Source organism: Candidatus Neomarinimicrobiota bacterium (assembly GCA_022560655.1).
Classification (GTDB): domain Bacteria; phylum Fidelibacterota; class Marinisomatia; order SCGC-AAA003-L08; family TS1B11; genus JADFSS01.
Window position 1 is genome coordinate 1 of the sequence record JADFSS010000058.1, and the last position, 14,373, is coordinate 14,373.

General features: G+C 60.2%; 14 protein-coding genes. 7 read left to right on the plus strand and 7 right to left on the minus strand.

The annotated features are described in order from the left end of the window. The 5 genes from IH971_08680 to IH971_08700 form a co-directional block, all read left to right on the plus strand. Positions 1-1,316, plus strand: a 1,316-nt coding sequence (locus tag IH971_08680; GenBank protein MCH7497912.1) for a bifunctional UDP-3-O-[3-hydroxymyristoyl] N-acetylglucosamine deacetylase/3-hydroxyacyl-ACP dehydratase, incomplete at its 5' end; no start/stop codon positions are given. Positions 1,317-1,318: 2 nt separating this feature from the next. Then, positions 1,319-2,089, plus strand: a complete 771-nt coding sequence (gene lpxA / locus IH971_08685) for an acyl-ACP--UDP-N-acetylglucosamine O-acyltransferase (protein MCH7497913.1) — start codon at positions 1,319-1,321, stop codon at positions 2,087-2,089. Continuing rightward, complete coding sequence (locus tag IH971_08690) at positions 2,076-2,759, plus strand: hypothetical protein (GenBank protein ID MCH7497914.1); 684 nt, start codon at positions 2,076-2,078, stop codon at positions 2,757-2,759. The genes lpxA and IH971_08690 overlap by 14 nt, the downstream gene beginning before the upstream one ends. Next, a complete protein-coding gene (locus IH971_08695) occupies positions 2,759-3,919 on the plus strand; it encodes a 1-deoxy-D-xylulose-5-phosphate reductoisomerase (protein ID MCH7497915.1) in 1,161 nt (386 codons plus the stop codon). The genes IH971_08690 and IH971_08695 overlap by 1 nt, the downstream gene beginning before the upstream one ends. A gap of 121 nt (positions 3,920-4,040) precedes the next feature. Further along, positions 4,041-5,318: a site-2 protease family protein gene (locus IH971_08700; protein ID MCH7497916.1), complete on the plus strand. Its 1,278-nt coding sequence runs from the start codon at positions 4,041-4,043 to the stop codon at positions 5,316-5,318. Between the two features lie 31 nt (positions 5,319-5,349). On the opposite strand, the gene IH971_08705 is transcribed toward IH971_08700, so the two are convergent. The 7 genes from IH971_08705 to IH971_08735 form a co-directional block, all read right to left on the minus strand. Further along, entirely contained in the window at positions 5,350-6,054 is a 705-nt protein-coding gene (locus tag IH971_08705) for a DUF3108 domain-containing protein (protein ID MCH7497917.1), read from the minus strand. Further along, positions 6,051-7,082 carry a CDP-glycerol glycerophosphotransferase family protein gene (locus IH971_08710; GenBank protein ID MCH7497918.1) on the minus strand — a complete coding sequence of 344 codons (1,032 nt, stop codon included), beginning with the start codon at positions 7,080-7,082 and terminating at the stop codon, positions 6,051-6,053. Before IH971_08710 ends, IH971_08705 begins: the two co-directional genes overlap by 4 nt. Beyond that, positions 7,079-8,131, minus strand: coding sequence for a hypothetical protein (locus tag IH971_08715; GenBank protein MCH7497919.1), 1,053 nt, complete (start codon positions 8,129-8,131; stop codon positions 7,079-7,081). The genes IH971_08710 and IH971_08715 overlap by 4 nt, the downstream gene beginning before the upstream one ends. A 102-nt stretch (positions 8,132-8,233) precedes the next feature. Beyond that, positions 8,234-8,503, minus strand: a complete 270-nt coding sequence (locus IH971_08720; GenBank protein MCH7497920.1) for a hypothetical protein — start codon at positions 8,501-8,503, stop codon at positions 8,234-8,236. A gap of 38 nt (positions 8,504-8,541) precedes the next feature. Further along, positions 8,542-10,365, minus strand: a complete 1,824-nt coding sequence (locus tag IH971_08725; protein MCH7497921.1) for an ABC transporter ATP-binding protein — start codon at positions 10,363-10,365, stop codon at positions 8,542-8,544. Positions 10,366-10,371: 6 nt separating this feature from the next. After that, a complete protein-coding gene (locus tag IH971_08730) occupies positions 10,372-10,965 on the minus strand; it encodes a threonylcarbamoyl-AMP synthase (protein ID MCH7497922.1) in 594 nt (197 codons plus the stop codon). Positions 10,966-10,969: 4 nt separating this feature from the next. After that, positions 10,970-11,839 (minus strand): lysophospholipid acyltransferase family protein, encoded by an 870-nt coding sequence (locus tag IH971_08735; protein ID MCH7497923.1) that lies wholly within the window; start codon positions 11,837-11,839, stop codon positions 10,970-10,972. 133 nt (positions 11,840-11,972) lie between these two features. On the opposite strand from IH971_08735, the gene IH971_08740 reads away from it, so the two are divergent. Continuing rightward, positions 11,973-13,304, plus strand: coding sequence for a nodulation protein NfeD (locus tag IH971_08740; protein ID MCH7497924.1), 1,332 nt, complete (start codon positions 11,973-11,975; stop codon positions 13,302-13,304). Between the two features lie 20 nt (positions 13,305-13,324). Then, entirely contained in the window at positions 13,325-14,362 is a 1,038-nt protein-coding gene (gene floA / locus IH971_08745; GenBank protein MCH7497925.1) for a flotillin-like protein FloA, read from the plus strand. Positions 14,363-14,373 lie beyond the last annotated feature (11 nt).

A 14,373-nucleotide genomic window follows, 5' to 3' on the forward strand; every position in this document is an offset into this window, starting at 1 on the left:
TCAGGCCGGCCGATGTGGATACGGGCATTCGTCTCATCCGCACGGACTTGGATGCCTTCCCCTCCATTCCCGCGGATATCGACCACGTGGTGGACATTTCCCGGGGCACTACGATCGCACAGGACGGTAACCGGATCCACACAGTGGAGCACATCCTGGCAGCAGCGAGCGGACTGGGCATCGACAACTTGCAGGTAGAACTGAGCGCTCAGGAGCCGCCCGTGATGGACGGCAGTGCAAAACCGTTTGTGGAGGCGCTGCTGGAGGCGGGCCTGTCGGAGCAGAGCGCCAGCCGGAAAACGTTGGTCATCGACCGGACGGTCTCCTACTCAGATCCCAGCAATAACATCGATATGCACGTCCTACCGTCCGACACGTTTCGCGTCACCTTCACCATGGACTACCACCATCTGGCCCGCCATGGGATTCAGTTCATGACCGTATTTAGCATGGCCGAAGATTTTGTGACGCGGATTGCCCCGGCCCGGACGTTCTGCCTATTCAGCGAAGTTGCGCAGCTCAGGGAGCAGGGCCTGGTCAAGGGGGGCAGTATGGAGAATGCCCTGGTCTTCGTGGACCGCCCCATCGAGAAGGATGAGGTGGAGCATCTGAAGAGCCTGTTCAATATTAAGGGGGAGCTGGCCCCAGGTGAAGACGGGCTGCTTAAAGGTCAAAAGCTGCGTTTTGAGAACGAGGCCGTGCGGCACAAGATTCTCGACCTGATTGGAGACCTGGCACTGTTGGGAATGCCCATTCAGGGGCACGTAGTGGCTACCCGTAGCGGGCATGCCTCCAACGTGGAGCTGGTGAAACGGCTGAAGCAGGTCTACGGCAAGCGGATGGAGCAAAATCGTCAGGACAGTGCCAGCGGAAAGGCCAAGTTTGACATTCGCAGTATCATGGCCGCCTTGCCACACCGTTACCCGTTCTTGCTGGTGGACCGGATACTGGACGTGGAGCCGGGCAAGCGGGTGCGGGCCGTCAAGAACGTGACCATGAACGAAGCCTTTTTCCAAGGGCACTTTCCTGGCCAACCGGTCATGCCAGGGGTGCTGATATTGGAGTCCATGGCCCAGGCGGCGGCCTTCCTTGCACTGAGTCCTGAAGCAGAGACGGGCCCACGGCTGATATACTTCACGGCCATCGACAAGGCCCGTTTCCGCCGCCGCGTGACGCCCGGCGATCAACTCATTCTGGAGCTGGAGCTGGTGCGTTCGCGCCTGAACACCTTCAAGGTGGTGGGCAAGGCTCTGGTCGATGGCGAGTTGGTCGCCGAGGCGGAAATGATGGCCATGCTAGTTGACCGTGAGGACTAGCCGTGTCAACTCAAATTCATCCCACCGCGGTGGTGGATGCTGCCGCACGGTTGGGCGCGGCAGTCAAAGTGGGCCCCTTTGCCGTTGTGGAGCGGGATGTGCAGATCGGTGACAGAACCGAGATCATGGCCCACGCCCAAGTCATGGAAGGCTCTACGCTGGGGGCCGATTGTCAGGTCCACTCAGGCACCGTCGTGGGTGGTCCGCCCCAGGATGTTGGCTATGCTGACCGTGGCCGGGGAGTCGTGATCGGGGACCGCACCATCCTGCGGGAGTGCGTGACCGTCAATCAAGGCACAGAGGAAGACGGCACCGTGGTGGGCGCCCACGTCTATTTTATGGCCTATAGCCATGTGGGCCACGACAGCCAGGTGGGCGACCACGTTGTCCTGGCCAACGGCGTCCAGCTGGGCGGCTTTGCCCAAGTTGGCGAATACGCTTCCATCGGAGGCATGACGCCGGTGCATCAGTTTTGCCGGGTGGGCGCGCACGCGTTTGTGGGGGGTGGCTACCGGGTGGTGCAGGATGTGCCGCCCTATATCCTGGCTACGGGCGAACCGCTGAGATATGCAGGGCTGAACGTGGTAGGCTTGCGGCGACGAGGCTTTGATTCCCAGTCGAGGGCGAGCATCAAGCGGGCCTACCGGTTGATCTACCGATCTGAGCAGAACTTGACCAACGCACTAACCACCATAAATTCCGAGCTGGGGGACGCGCCAGAAATTCAGGCGATCACCACTTTTATTGAGGAGGCCAGCCGTGGAATTATCTAGTGCGCGCTGCCGGACCATGTTGATTGTCTTCGCGCTAGGCGCTGGCCCGCTGGCCGCCTGTACACCAGCCGGCGCATTGGATCGCAAAGACTTTGTGTCAATCGCCAGGCAAGTCTCCATGGAGGCTACATTCGCCGCCCTGCCCAGGGGCGAGTTTGCGCCCGTAAGCTTCACCCTACAGCCGGTGATTTACCATCCTTATGGTCGTAGCGAAGACTTGCAGTTATTGCCTACGGTGCGACTGCAGTGGTGGATATCGCCCAATCTGGCGCTGTTGGGCGGTACGGGAGCAGTATGGGACGAAACCAATGTTGTACAACTGGCACAGGTGGGATTCCGCTATCTGCCGTCAGCACCCGCTCTGGGGGCCTTCACACCTGAGTTCATTTTTCTTCAGCAGCGCATTGACGGTCTGCCTGAGTACACCCTGAAGTGGAACCACTTCCAATGGGGATATGCCGTGCAAGGCCGGGCCTGGCAGGCCAGTGCTGCACTGGCCCTGCTGTATCAGCGTACATTCCCCAAGGCCTCGGCTGCTGTGACTTCCGACGTGGCAGGGTTGCTGCTGTCGGCCGGCTATAACCTGTTCCCCTGGGTCAATGTAATGGGTCGGCTGGTGTGGAGCCCGCAGGTTTTGTCCGGAGGGGCTCAAGTGAGCCTGGCCCTGTGATGCGGCGACTGAGCATCATCGGTTCCACGGGGTCTGTCGGGACGCAGGCGCTGGAGGTGGTTGCCAGCCTGCCGGGGGAGTTCCAAGTGGTGGCCCTCACGGCCCGGCGTAGCGCCGCCTTGCTCGCAGAGCAGGCTCGCGCTTTCAAGGTTAAGTCGGTGGCCATGGTCGATGAGGAGGCCGCCGGAGAGCTGCGCTCCATGCTGAGCGGAACTGGTATTGAGGTGGAGGTCGGCCGCGATGGGTTGTTGGCTGTTGCGGGCCGGGACGACGTGGACCTCTGCCTGAACGGGATGGTGGGTGGGGCCGGGATGGCACCCACTATTGCGGCGCTGGAGGCGGGGGTGAACGTGGCCCTGTCCAACAAGGAGAGCCTCGTCATGGCCGGCGAGTATATCTCCGAGCTGGTCGCCCGCAACGGATTGCAGCTCTCGCCGATAGATAGTGAGCACAGCGCCATTTGGCAGTGCCTGGTGGGTGAGGCCGACGACCAGATTGCGAGGCTCATTCTGACTGGCTCGGGAGGTCCCTTCCGGACTTTGCCAAAAGGTGAATTTTCCCATATTACCAAAGCACAGGCATTGCAGCATCCGAACTGGGACATGGGACCCAAGATTACGATTGACTCGGCGACGATGATGAACAAGGGCCTGGAAGTGATCGAGGCGCGCTGGCTGTTTGACCTGGGGCCCGACCAGGTGGATATTGTGATCCACCCGCAGTCCATCATCCACAGCATGGTAGAGTTCGTGGATGGGTCGGTGAAGGCCCAACTGGGCGTCCCGGACATGAAGATACCCATTCAGTATGCCCTGACCTACCCGGACCACAAACCGTCCAAGTGGCCACGTCTCGATCTGACGGAGTTGGGCAGCCTGACCTTTGAGCCCCCCGATCTGGAGAAGTTTCCCTGTATTGGGCTGGCGTACGCTGCCCTCAGGCAGGGTGGGTCCGCCCCGGCGGTGCTCAACATGGCCAATGATCTGGCAGTGCAGGCCTTTCTGGATGATCGCGTAGCCTTCACCGCCATCCCGATCATTCTTGAGGGGGCGATCGCCAGCCACCCGTTCATGGAGCGGCCTGACCTGGAGGCTCTGGACGAGCTCGAGGGATGGACCCGGCAGTATGTCAAAGGCACTGCTAGCATGGCCGTCTCGTAAATGACGTCAGCGTGTCGCCCAATGGCTGGCGGCAGGACCAAGTTTAGCCGTATCTTCGTGGAAGGATTTGCACCACGAGTAAGCTGCGTCACCTGGCTGAGGCGCACGTGAAAGGTCTGTCATGTCAACTGTTCTGATCTATGTGCTGGCCCTTGTTTTCATCCTGATTGTGCTCATCAGCTCGCACGAGCTGGGGCATTACCTGGCGGCCCGCTCCATCGGTGTGCGTGTAGAGCGGTTCTACCTGGGCTTTAACGTTTTCGGCCTGGGCATCAAGAAAAAAATCGGGCACACGGAATATGGCCTGGGCATACTTCCCCTGGGTGGCTATGTAAAAGTGGCCGGGGTGCTGGATGAAAGTATGGACAGCGAACTAACCGGCGAGCCTTGGGAACTGCAGTCCAAGAGCACCTTACAAAAGGTATGGTTCATGTCTGCCGGTGTCCTGGCGAACCTGCTTCTGGCGGGCCTGGTCTTTTTTGCCCTGAGCTATTTCCACGGCCTAGCCACTTCGTCCCCTGCGGTGGGCGCCCTCACTCCCGATTACCCTGCCGAGGCGTTAGGGCTCCAGCTGGGGGACAAGATTATCGCCGTAGACGGTGAGGCTGTAAACTCCTGGGAAGACCTCACAGCCAGCATCCATGTCAAGCCTAACCAGGACGTGGAAATTACCTGGGAGCGGGATGACGAGGTCTCGCGGACAGTGATCAAGACCCGGCCAACAGTTGTGGGCATATTGCCGGGGGATGAGATCACCTCCATCAATGGGAAGCCCGCCGCCACCTGGGACGAACTGCGCGCACTCATACTCGTCGATACGGACGAGCGCATCGATGTGGTTTGGGAACGGGAGGGCGAAGCCATGCAGACCGCCATTTCCGTAGATCCTGAGCAGGCAGCATCCGACTCACCCATCAAGGTTGTGGGCATGATTGGCATTGGCCCTCAGGTGGACCCGCTGGTTTCACTGCTCCATAGCCGGGTAGCCGATCGCAGGGACGCGGAATTTGGCGAGGCGCTGGTCAGCGGGGTAGTGCTCACCTGGCACTGGTTTACCCTCACCTTCCGCTCACTAAGGATGATCGTGACCCAGGAAGCGAAGTTCAGCGAGCTGGGTGGGCCCATCCTTATTGCCCAGTTGGCGGGTCAGTCGGCCCAGATCGGCTTTCCCTACCTGTTGGGGCTGCTGGCCATCATCAGCGTCAACCTGGCATTCATCAACGTTCTGCCCATCCCGGCCCTGGATGGAGGGCACATTGCTATCACCCTGATTGAGGCGGGTCTGCGGCGGCCGCTGTCGCTACGCACCCGTATGGTCATCCAGCAGGTGGGCATGATGCTCCTGCTAACCTTTATTGTGGTGGTATTCTACAACGACATCATGCGACTGGTACGGTGAGCCGATCCAATACGGGTCATTGCAGGGCCGCCTAGTTCACCTCCCGCAGCTTCAGCACCAGCGTACCGAAACCCATCTTCTGCTCCATGCGCACCGGCGTGTGGGACTCATCGGCGGACAGCCAGAGGTGCAGGAGGCCGCCCACCTTGGTGAGTGGTCGTTCATCCAGCGCCGCAGGCTTTAAGACCAAACACTGGAATTCTCCTGCCGGGACGCGCACAGTCTCCAGTCCCACCACTTCAATACCGATATGCTGCAACCGGCGGCCGTTGAAGATCGACAGACGGATCTCATCACCAACCGCCAGCGGCAAGCCGCGCAAGTGATAGATGGCTCCCACCGGATCGAAGACAGGGCCCCGGGCCGCCAGCGTATCCCGGCGAGTGACAATCGTGCCCCGTTGCGGGTCCACAATGGTTGTGTCCTGCCGTCTGTAGCGACCCTCCTGAATATCCCGTTCCATACGTCTGAGCGACAGGGATTGGGGGTCCAGCCAGACTTCGGTGCGGTCGCGAATTCGGTAGAGGCGATCAAACAACGGCAGGGTCTCGGTGCGAAAGACGATGTGCAGCGGAGCATCGCCCTGCACCCGGGGGGAGAGCTCCATTGTGCTGGTACCGACCGTGAACAGGCGGAACCCGGCTGTGTAGACCAGCCGTTCGGCAGAGGGGAAGGGGTACGTCTGACCGCCGGCTGAAGCCAACAGCATCATCACGATCACACTGGCTCGAATCATCGCCCTACCAGGCGCCGTATTTTCCATTTCCGCACCAAGTTGAGCGGCTTTCGATGCAGCTTCATGTGCAGGCCCTGATCGAGAACCCGATCCACCGTCTCCAGCACCCGCCGGGATGACTGGCCGTCTGTGTAGGGGTGCACTTCGTTAAGATAGGCCTGTCGCTGGGCCATAAACTCAGCGGGCTGGTCCAGTGACCGGTGGAGGGCGCCAGCCAGCTCCCCCGGCCGCGAAATATCGAGGCCCTTGTCCAGCCTAGCTGTGGCTCGGTAGGTGACCAGAGGCCGGTTCAGCAGCAGAAACTCGTAGGCCACCGAGGACGTATCGGTCACCAACAGGTCGGCTGCCTGCATGTAGGGCAATATGCTGAGACCGTCCACAACTTGCAGATAGTCGCCGGCGAGATCGCGGTAAGCTTGCTGAAGCGCCGCGTCCATGAGGGGGTGGAACTTGATGAGCCATCGATACGGTCCTGCGGTCAACTCACGGATGGCCGGCCATAATGCCGGAGCTGACGTATACTTGGGCGGAAAGGTGGGAGCGTAGAGCACCACAGGATCCTCGTGATTCAGGCCCAGTTCCTGGCGGGCCGCCGCGATGTCTCGTGAACTAGCCAGGGGATCAAGCTTCGGCCAACCGGTCTCCTCCACAAGGAAATAGCGATGCGTGGCCGCCAAAACATGAAACCGGCGGGTGCTGACAGGTCCGGGTGTACAGTACAGGTCGAACAGCCCCGCCAGACGATAAAACCCCTGCACCTCATCGTCCAGTCCGTGAAAGACCTGCACCTTCAGCCCTGGCCAGAAATGGGGTACGGCATTCCCTGGCACCAGCACGGCGTCCGGATTGTAGGCCTCCACTTCCCCGGTGGTGGCGAGGACCCTTCCCGGCACGGGGTAACGCTCGGCCAGGCTGGCCGTAAACCAGGCCACTTCACCGAAGCCGTGCTCCTGGATACAAGCTTGCAGCGGCTCAAGGACGGCAAACGAGTAGGGCTTCGTGACGAACAGGAGGTAGCGTCGGCTCACGCCAGCCTGGCCTCAATGGTGGCGGCCACCCGCTGCGCGGCTTGACCATCAATAGGGCCCAAGAGCAGCTTGCGGCCGGCCTGGCGTCTGTCTGCCAGTTCATCGGGGCGTCCGAGGGCTGCTTCAACCGCAACGGCAACCTCCCCAGCGGTGGGGGCGTGATGGGCAAAATCCAGTTTGCCGAGCAGCTCGCTGTCCAGGCGCTGGCGCAGGTAGCGGCCACGGCGCCAGCGGTGGTGCAGCCTCAAGTGGAGTTCGTCGCAGACGACGATGGGCCGGTCCAAGGCGGTGAATTCAATGATGGTGGACGAGGTTTCGGAGATAAGCACATCTGCCCAGTTAAAGGCCGGGAGAATGGAATATTCTGTCAGCGGCAGCAGGGTGACGTTGGGGCATCGGCGGACCAAGTCCTGCAGCAGGACGCGCTGATAGCGGTAAAACGGATTGGTATAGGTAAATTGATGCGGCTTGATGACCACCTGCCAGTGGGGCGGCCAGTTAGGGATCAGAGGGCCCAGAAGCTCCAGCGAGCCGGGGTAAAAGGTGGGAGCATAGAGCAGCTTCGGTCCCGGTCCGGTCGGCAAAGTGTCGTCCGCTGGCGGCGATTCCCCGAAGAGCGGGTCCAGCTTGGCAAAGCCCACGGCGAAGATCTCTACCCCCGGGGCGGCGGCCAGGCAGCGACGGCGATGGTAGTCGGTCTCCACAAAGCGTAGGTCGATTCGGGGGTGTGAATCTGTGTAGTAAACCGTTTTGAGTCCGATGCTGTGGAACAGCAACACAACCAGTGCCTCCGATCCTGCCAGGCCTTCCGCATCGCCGGCAGCTCCGACAGCCAGCACGTCAGCCTTCCGGGCACCGGCGATGGTGTCGGCGGGGGGCAGTAGCTGCCACCCGCCCGACGAAACGGCCGCGGTGAGAATAGCCTCCTCTTCTGGCGTGACCTTATCCGAATAGCCGAATGTGACCTGATGCCGTCGTCCCAGGGCTTCGGCGACAGGGATAAACTGGGGCAGGTAGTAGAGGTGCCGGGCATAGAATAGGACGTTCATCTGGCCGCTCGATGGGCCGCCCAGCCAATGACACCGGGATACCCCTGTGGAGGGGGATCCCCTTCCCTGAGATGCTCGCTAGCCAGCGGAGGGCCCTCGCCGCTAGGGCTTCGGTGTCTTCGCCTGGGTAATGGCGTGATCGTCTGCGAGGTGATCCCAGTCCTGTCTGGGCGTGCGCCAATTATTATAGCGGTAGGTGAGAAAGTCATCGTATTTCTCGGGAATCCAGTACATCTTGCCGTCGAATTCCGTCTGGGTAAGCTGGTCACAGAAGTGGGCGGGGACGCGTTCCTGGACTGCTTTGAGGAGACCACCTCCCGACCAGCAAAAGTTATCCCCGCTACGGTGCTTGATGAAAATGTTCAGCCGCACCGGTCCGGCAAGCTATCCCCGGATAGGCTGAATTGCCGTCAGGCACTGTACTGAGTCTCGTGCAGTTTCCGGTAACGCCCATGCTGGGCCAGCAATTCCTGGTGGCTACCCGATTCCACAACCCGGCCTTCTTCCAGGGTGAGAATCCGGTCGGCGTTCTGGATTGTGGAGAGGCGGTGGGCGATGACGATCACCGTGCGGTCGTGAACCAGTTCAACAATGGCCTCCCGCACATGCTTTTCCGACTTGGAGTCCAGAGCGGAGGTGGCTTCGTCAAGGATAAGAATGGGTGGATTTTTCAGCAGGGCGCGGGCGATGGCCAGGCGCTGTCGCTGACCGCCCGAGAGTTGGACCCCCTGCTCACCAATCACTGTGTCCATGCCCTGGGGCATCTCGCGGATGAACTCCCACGCATGGGCCGCCTTGGCTGCCGCGATAAGTTCATCCTCAGATGCGGCCAAATCGCCGTAGAGGATATTGTCACCCACAGAGGTGTTAAACAGCAACGTTTCCTGGGTTACCACTCCGATGAGATTCCGGAGAGAACTGATACGCAAGTCCCGAACATCATGACCGTCGATGGTTACACGGCCACTGGAAGTGTCGTAAAAGCGGGCGATGAGGTCCACAAAGGTGGATTTCCCGGAGCCGCTGACGCCCACCAGCGCCACCATTTGCCCTTTTCTGATCTCGCAGTTGATATCGTAAAGTGCCGGCCTTCCTCCCCCTTCATAAGTGAAGGTGACATTCTCCATTCTGATGGCATCGCGAAATTGAGGGAGACTAATGGCGTCGGGCCTCTCGACTATGTCGGGGTGCACGTCCAGCAAATTGAAAATGCGTTCCGCGGATGCCAGCCCCACCTGAATGCTGGCGTGGACATTCCCCAGGTTCTTGATGGGCTGAAGCATGGCGAACAGGAAGATGAGGTAGCTCATGAACTCTTCCGGCCCGACGCCGCGACCCAGCAATACCTGTTGGCCCCCAACCCACAGGATGACAACGGCAATAGATACCCCGATTAATTCATTGACGGGTGTACTGAGATGCTTAAGACTGAAGCGCCGGAAGACCAGTTGATAATAGCGGCGGTTGGCGCCCCGAAACTTGCGCACCTCGTCCTGTTCCATCCCGAAGGCCTTGACGATGCGCATACTTCGCATGGTCTCCTGCAAAATAGTCATGACACCAGCAACCTGCCGGGTTGAGCGTCGGGCCCGTCGCCTGAGGCTGGTCCCCAGGCGGTTAGTAATCAGGCCTGCCAGAGGGATGAGGGGGATGGCCAGCAAGGAGAGCTCCCAACTAATGATGAACAGCATGGTCAAGAAAACCGCGATATTGAAGGGTTCCACGGCTATTATTTGCAGGCTGACGGTAGCGGCCCGGCGCACCGCAGTGACGTCGTTGAGCACAATGGATGATATTTCAGCGGTGTTCTGGCGGTCGAAGTAGGACAGGGACAGGGTCTGCAGGTGGCTGAATAAGTCGTCGCGCAGGTCCCGAATCATTCGGTTTTCCATGACACCTGCGGCCATGTTCTTCAGATAAAGGAAGATGTTTTTGGCCAGGAAGACCGCCAGCAGAATCCAACACAGGCGGGCCAGTGTTTTTAAAGGGGTGGACTGTTGAATGAGGGTAGCGGTCCAGGCCTTGAGGGTGTCGTGAATGCTATCGGCGGCAGGCACCGCAACGGGATTGACGGGAATGCTCTCGGGGCTCACCAGGACGGAATTGACGAGGGAGGCTATCATCCACAGCGAAAGCCCATTCAGGGCTACGTAGGTAACCGACAGCAGCAGGGCCACCACGATGAGCTGCCAGTAGCGGGTAACATATTTTAGTAGGCGCTGGTAGGTTCGCATGACGGTCTAGAGCCTGCCGTCGCCCGGGCGCAGGACGGTCCACGGGGTGGTGGTCACATCGATCACGGTACTCCCCTGCGATGGCTTCAGCGTGCCCGCATCCACCAGCAGGTTTATGCGCTCGCCAAATTGGTCAAGAATCTCATCGGGGTGCCGGAGGGGTGTCCGGCCCGCTCGGTTGACGCTGGAGGATGTTACCACGCCCGCCTCCAGCTCAAAGGCGCGCCGCAGGAAAGGATGGTCATCCAGGCGAAAGCCTACCATGCCGCCCCGGCCCATGAGAGCTGCGGGAAAAGCTGCCGCAGGGGCGGGATTAAGGATGACAGTGTACGGTCCCGGGACCATGTGGACTAATTTGCCAGCAACTGGCTGAGAAACCAACGCATAATGCTGCAGCTGCTCCATGCTGCCAACCAGCACGCTGAAGGGACCTTGGCGGCCCTTGATGGCCTGCAATCGTTTGATAGCCAATGCATTGAAGACGTCTGCGCCCAGACCGTAGAGTGTGCCAGTAGGGTAAACGACCAGGCCCCCCGAGCGGATGGTGCTCCAGAAGGCGGCGGGCGTGGCAGCATCATCGGCAGCAAGACGCACGACCATGGTGCTAGGATGGTCCCTCCGGTGGGGCCGTCTTCCACATGCGGTGGAACCAGAAATACTGCTCCGGGTGCTGTAGTATCGCTGCTTCCAGAGCGTCCATATACCTCTGGGTGAGGATCTGAATGGCCGTCTCCCGGTTTTTGGGGAGACCTGCAGTACTGATGGGGGTAAAGTTCAGGCGATAGCGGCCATCGCGCTGCAACAGGCAGGTGTACATGAGCATGGGAGCGCCGGTGCGCAGGGCAAATGTTGCGGCCCCGCGATGGCGCGAGGAGGGCTGGCCGAGGAAGGTCACCCAGATCCCACGCGACCGGGCATCCTGATCGCCGGCCAATCCCAGGAAGCGGCCCGCGCGCAGGGCGTTAATCATCGTGCGGGCGGAGGCCGATTTTGGCAATTCGGTGACCCCGCTGGCACGCCTCACCGATTCCAAGTAGGCCCCGCCCGGACCCCGCTGGGGGACGACCACGATGGAGAGGGGGTAGCCGTGCTGGCGGATGGCAAGGGGTGCTATTTCCCAATTACCGAGGTGTCCGCCCACGAGAAGTCCCCCACGTTTCTGCCGGTTGGCTGCCCCGATATGGGTGTGGTTGAAGTCGAGCACGGCGTCCAGTGCTGGCCCTGTGAGGTGGGGCATACGCAGAAAATCCAAAAATATGGCCCCAAAGTGGAGATAGCTGCGGAACAATATCGACCGGCGCTGGCGCCGGGAGCGGCCAGGCAGGGCGCGGGCCAGGTTGTTCCAGGCAACCCCCTTGCGGTAGGGCATACCCAAGTATAGAAAGCCCCCCAGGACCTGACCTGCGGCGAGGATTACAGGGCGTGGCAGGCGATTCAGGAGCCAGGCAAGGGCACCAAGCGTGCGGTTGATCAACGGCGGTAGAGCTTCTTTCTATTGGGACAGGGATTGACCTCATAAGTTACTCTTGCCGCCGAGGGCATCCGAAACGGTTTTTCCGACGGAAAGCGGTTGACTTTACCGGGGATGGCATCTAATATTATCTCGAATGCGAGCGCTCCTGTTCATGTTGGCTGTCACAAGTCTTTCCGCCGCTGATGACGCCGGGGTAGTTTACAGGGTACCTATTGCCGGCACCATCGACATGGGGTTGCCGCCGTTCATCGAGCGGGTAATCGAGCAGGCCGAGGAGGAACGCCCCGATTTGATCGTCTTTGACATCGACACCTTTGGTGGCCGAGTGGATGGGGCGACCCGCATCAAGGACGCCATCATGTCCTCCACTGTCCCCACGGTGGCCTTTATTAACCGGCGGGCCATTTCAGCCGGTGCCCTTATTTCACTCTCCTGCGAAAAAATAATCATGACCAACGGCGCCACGATTGGAGCGGCAACCGCAGTGGATCTGGAAGGTAAGAAGGCCAGCGAGAAAGTCATTTCCTATTTTCGGGAGGAGATGTCGGCGACCGCCGAGGCCCGTGGCCGGCCCCGGGAAATCGCCGCGGCCATGGTGGACGAGGATCTGGAAGTGCCCTATGTCATCATCGGGGGCGACACGGTGCGCCTCACCGATGTGGAGGGCAGCAAGGCGGGCAAGCTCATCACCCTGTCATCGGAAAAAGCCCGGCGTCTGGGCATCGCGGACGATGTGCAGGAAACCTTTGCGGACCTGCTCGAATCGATGGAGTTAGGGGACGCGCGCGTCGTGGTTTTTGCCCCGAATTGGTCGGAGACCGTGGTGCGGTTCCTCACACAACCTGTAGTGAGCAGTCTACTAATGAGCATCGGCTTCCTGGGATTGCTGTTCGAGATCAGGACGCCGGGATTTGGTGTGGGCGGGATTATAGGCACCATCGCGCTGGCGCTGTTTTTCAGCACCAGTTTCATTGCCCAGCTGGCCGACTTCACCGAGGTGCTCATTTTCCTGGCCGGGCTTACCCTACTGGTTCTGGAAGTTATGGTCATCCCGGGGGTGGGACTGGCCGGTATTGGCGGGGTCGGCCTCATGCTGTGGGGCATGTACAATATGCTGCTGAGCGAGTATCCGTCACCCGATCAGATCCGGCAGGCCTTCATCGGGTTGAATATTGGATTGCTGGCCGGTATCATCGGGTTTATCCTACTCCTGCGAGCGTTTATCACCAGCAAGTATTTCAAGCGTAACGTACCCATCACGGCCGAGGAGTACAGCGTGGCCATCAACGTTGACGACCTGCCGGGGCAGCAGGGGGTGACTCTTACCGAATGCATGCCCACCGGGAAGGCAGAAGTCGGTGCCCGGCAAGTGAACGTGATATCCCGGGGTGAGTACATCCCCAAAGGGGCCGCCGTGGAAGTAATTTCGGTGGAGGGCAACACGGCCCTTATTCGCGCAGTTTAGCAACCAGGAGTATCAGCAATATGGATGGCCTCGTATTTATTCTCCCCATTATCATACTGTTTTTTGTACTGTTTATCTACCTGGTACCGGTGGGCCTGTGGGTTCAGGCGCTAGTCACTATTGGCTGGGGGCAAGTGTCACTGATCAAATTGGTGGTGATGCGCATCCGGCGCATACCCCCGCGGCAGGTGGTGGATGGCATTATCAATCTGCATCGGGCGGGGCTGAGTTCGATCAGCTCCGAGGACCTGGAGACCCATGTATTGGCAGGGGGCTCCCTCTCGCGTGTCGTGAACGCCATGATCGCCGCCGACAAAGCCAACATCCCGCTGGAATTCGCCACGGCCACGGCCATTGACCTGGCGGGGCGGGACGTACAGGAGGCGGTGCAGACCAGCGTCTATCCGAAAGTGATCGACGTCCCGGTGACAGGCACCATCCGCGCCGTTGCCAAGGACGGCATTCAGCTGAAGGTTCGTGCACGTGTAACGGTGCGTACCAACATAGAGCAGCTGGTGGGCGGCGCTACGGAGGAAACCGTGATTGCCCGGGTGGGGGAAGGCATCGTCAGTGCCATCGGCTCGGCAGAAAACTACAAAGCCGTGCTGGAAAACCCGGACACGATATCGAAGGCGGTACTGGATCGCAGTCTGGACGCGGGCACGGCCTTCGCCATCCTCTCCATTGACATTGCCGATGTGGATGTGGATAAGAATGTTGGCGCCGACCTTCAGACGGAACAGGCCGAGGCGGATCTGAAAGTTGCCCAGGCCAGGGCGGAAACACGGCGGGCCATGGCGGTGGCGGCCGAACAGGAGTTTGTAGCCAAGGTCGAGGAAATGCGGGCCAAAGTAGTGGAGGCAGAGGCCGAGGTGCCCAAGGCGATGGCCCAGGCGTTCCGGGAGGGTAATCTGGGCGTGATGGGTTATGCCAACATGCGGAATATCCAGGGGGAGACCGGCATGCGCAAGTCCATTTCCGAGCCTGGAAGCGGTGGCAAGACGGCTCCGGGCAAGAAGCCTGCTCCAGGGACCAAGCCGCCCGAAGGGAAGAAGTAGCCAGTCGTTAT

Bases quoted from the DNA above. Each gene is read 5' to 3' on its own strand.
- IH971_08695 (MCH7497915.1), top strand. From the start codon at position 2,759: ATGCGGCGACTGAGCATCATCGGTTCCACGGGGTCTGTCGGGACGCAG.
- IH971_08700 (MCH7497916.1), top strand. From the start codon at position 4,041: ATGTCAACTGTTCTGATCTATGTGCTGGCCCTTGTTTTCATCCTGATT.
- IH971_08705 (MCH7497917.1), bottom strand. From the start codon at position 6,054: ATGATTCGAGCCAGTGTGATCGTGATGATGCTGTTGGCTTCAGCCGGC.
- IH971_08715 (MCH7497919.1), bottom strand. From the start codon at position 8,131: ATGAACGTCCTATTCTATGCCCGGCACCTCTACTACCTGCCCCAGTTT.
- IH971_08725 (MCH7497921.1), bottom strand. From the start codon at position 10,365: ATGCGAACCTACCAGCGCCTACTAAAATATGTTACCCGCTACTGGCAG.
- IH971_08730 (MCH7497922.1), bottom strand. From the start codon at position 10,965: ATGGTCGTGCGTCTTGCTGCCGATGATGCTGCCACGCCCGCCGCCTTC.
- IH971_08740 (MCH7497924.1), top strand. From the start codon at position 11,973: ATGCGAGCGCTCCTGTTCATGTTGGCTGTCACAAGTCTTTCCGCCGCT.
- floA (MCH7497925.1), top strand. From the start codon at position 13,325: ATGGATGGCCTCGTATTTATTCTCCCCATTATCATACTGTTTTTTGTA.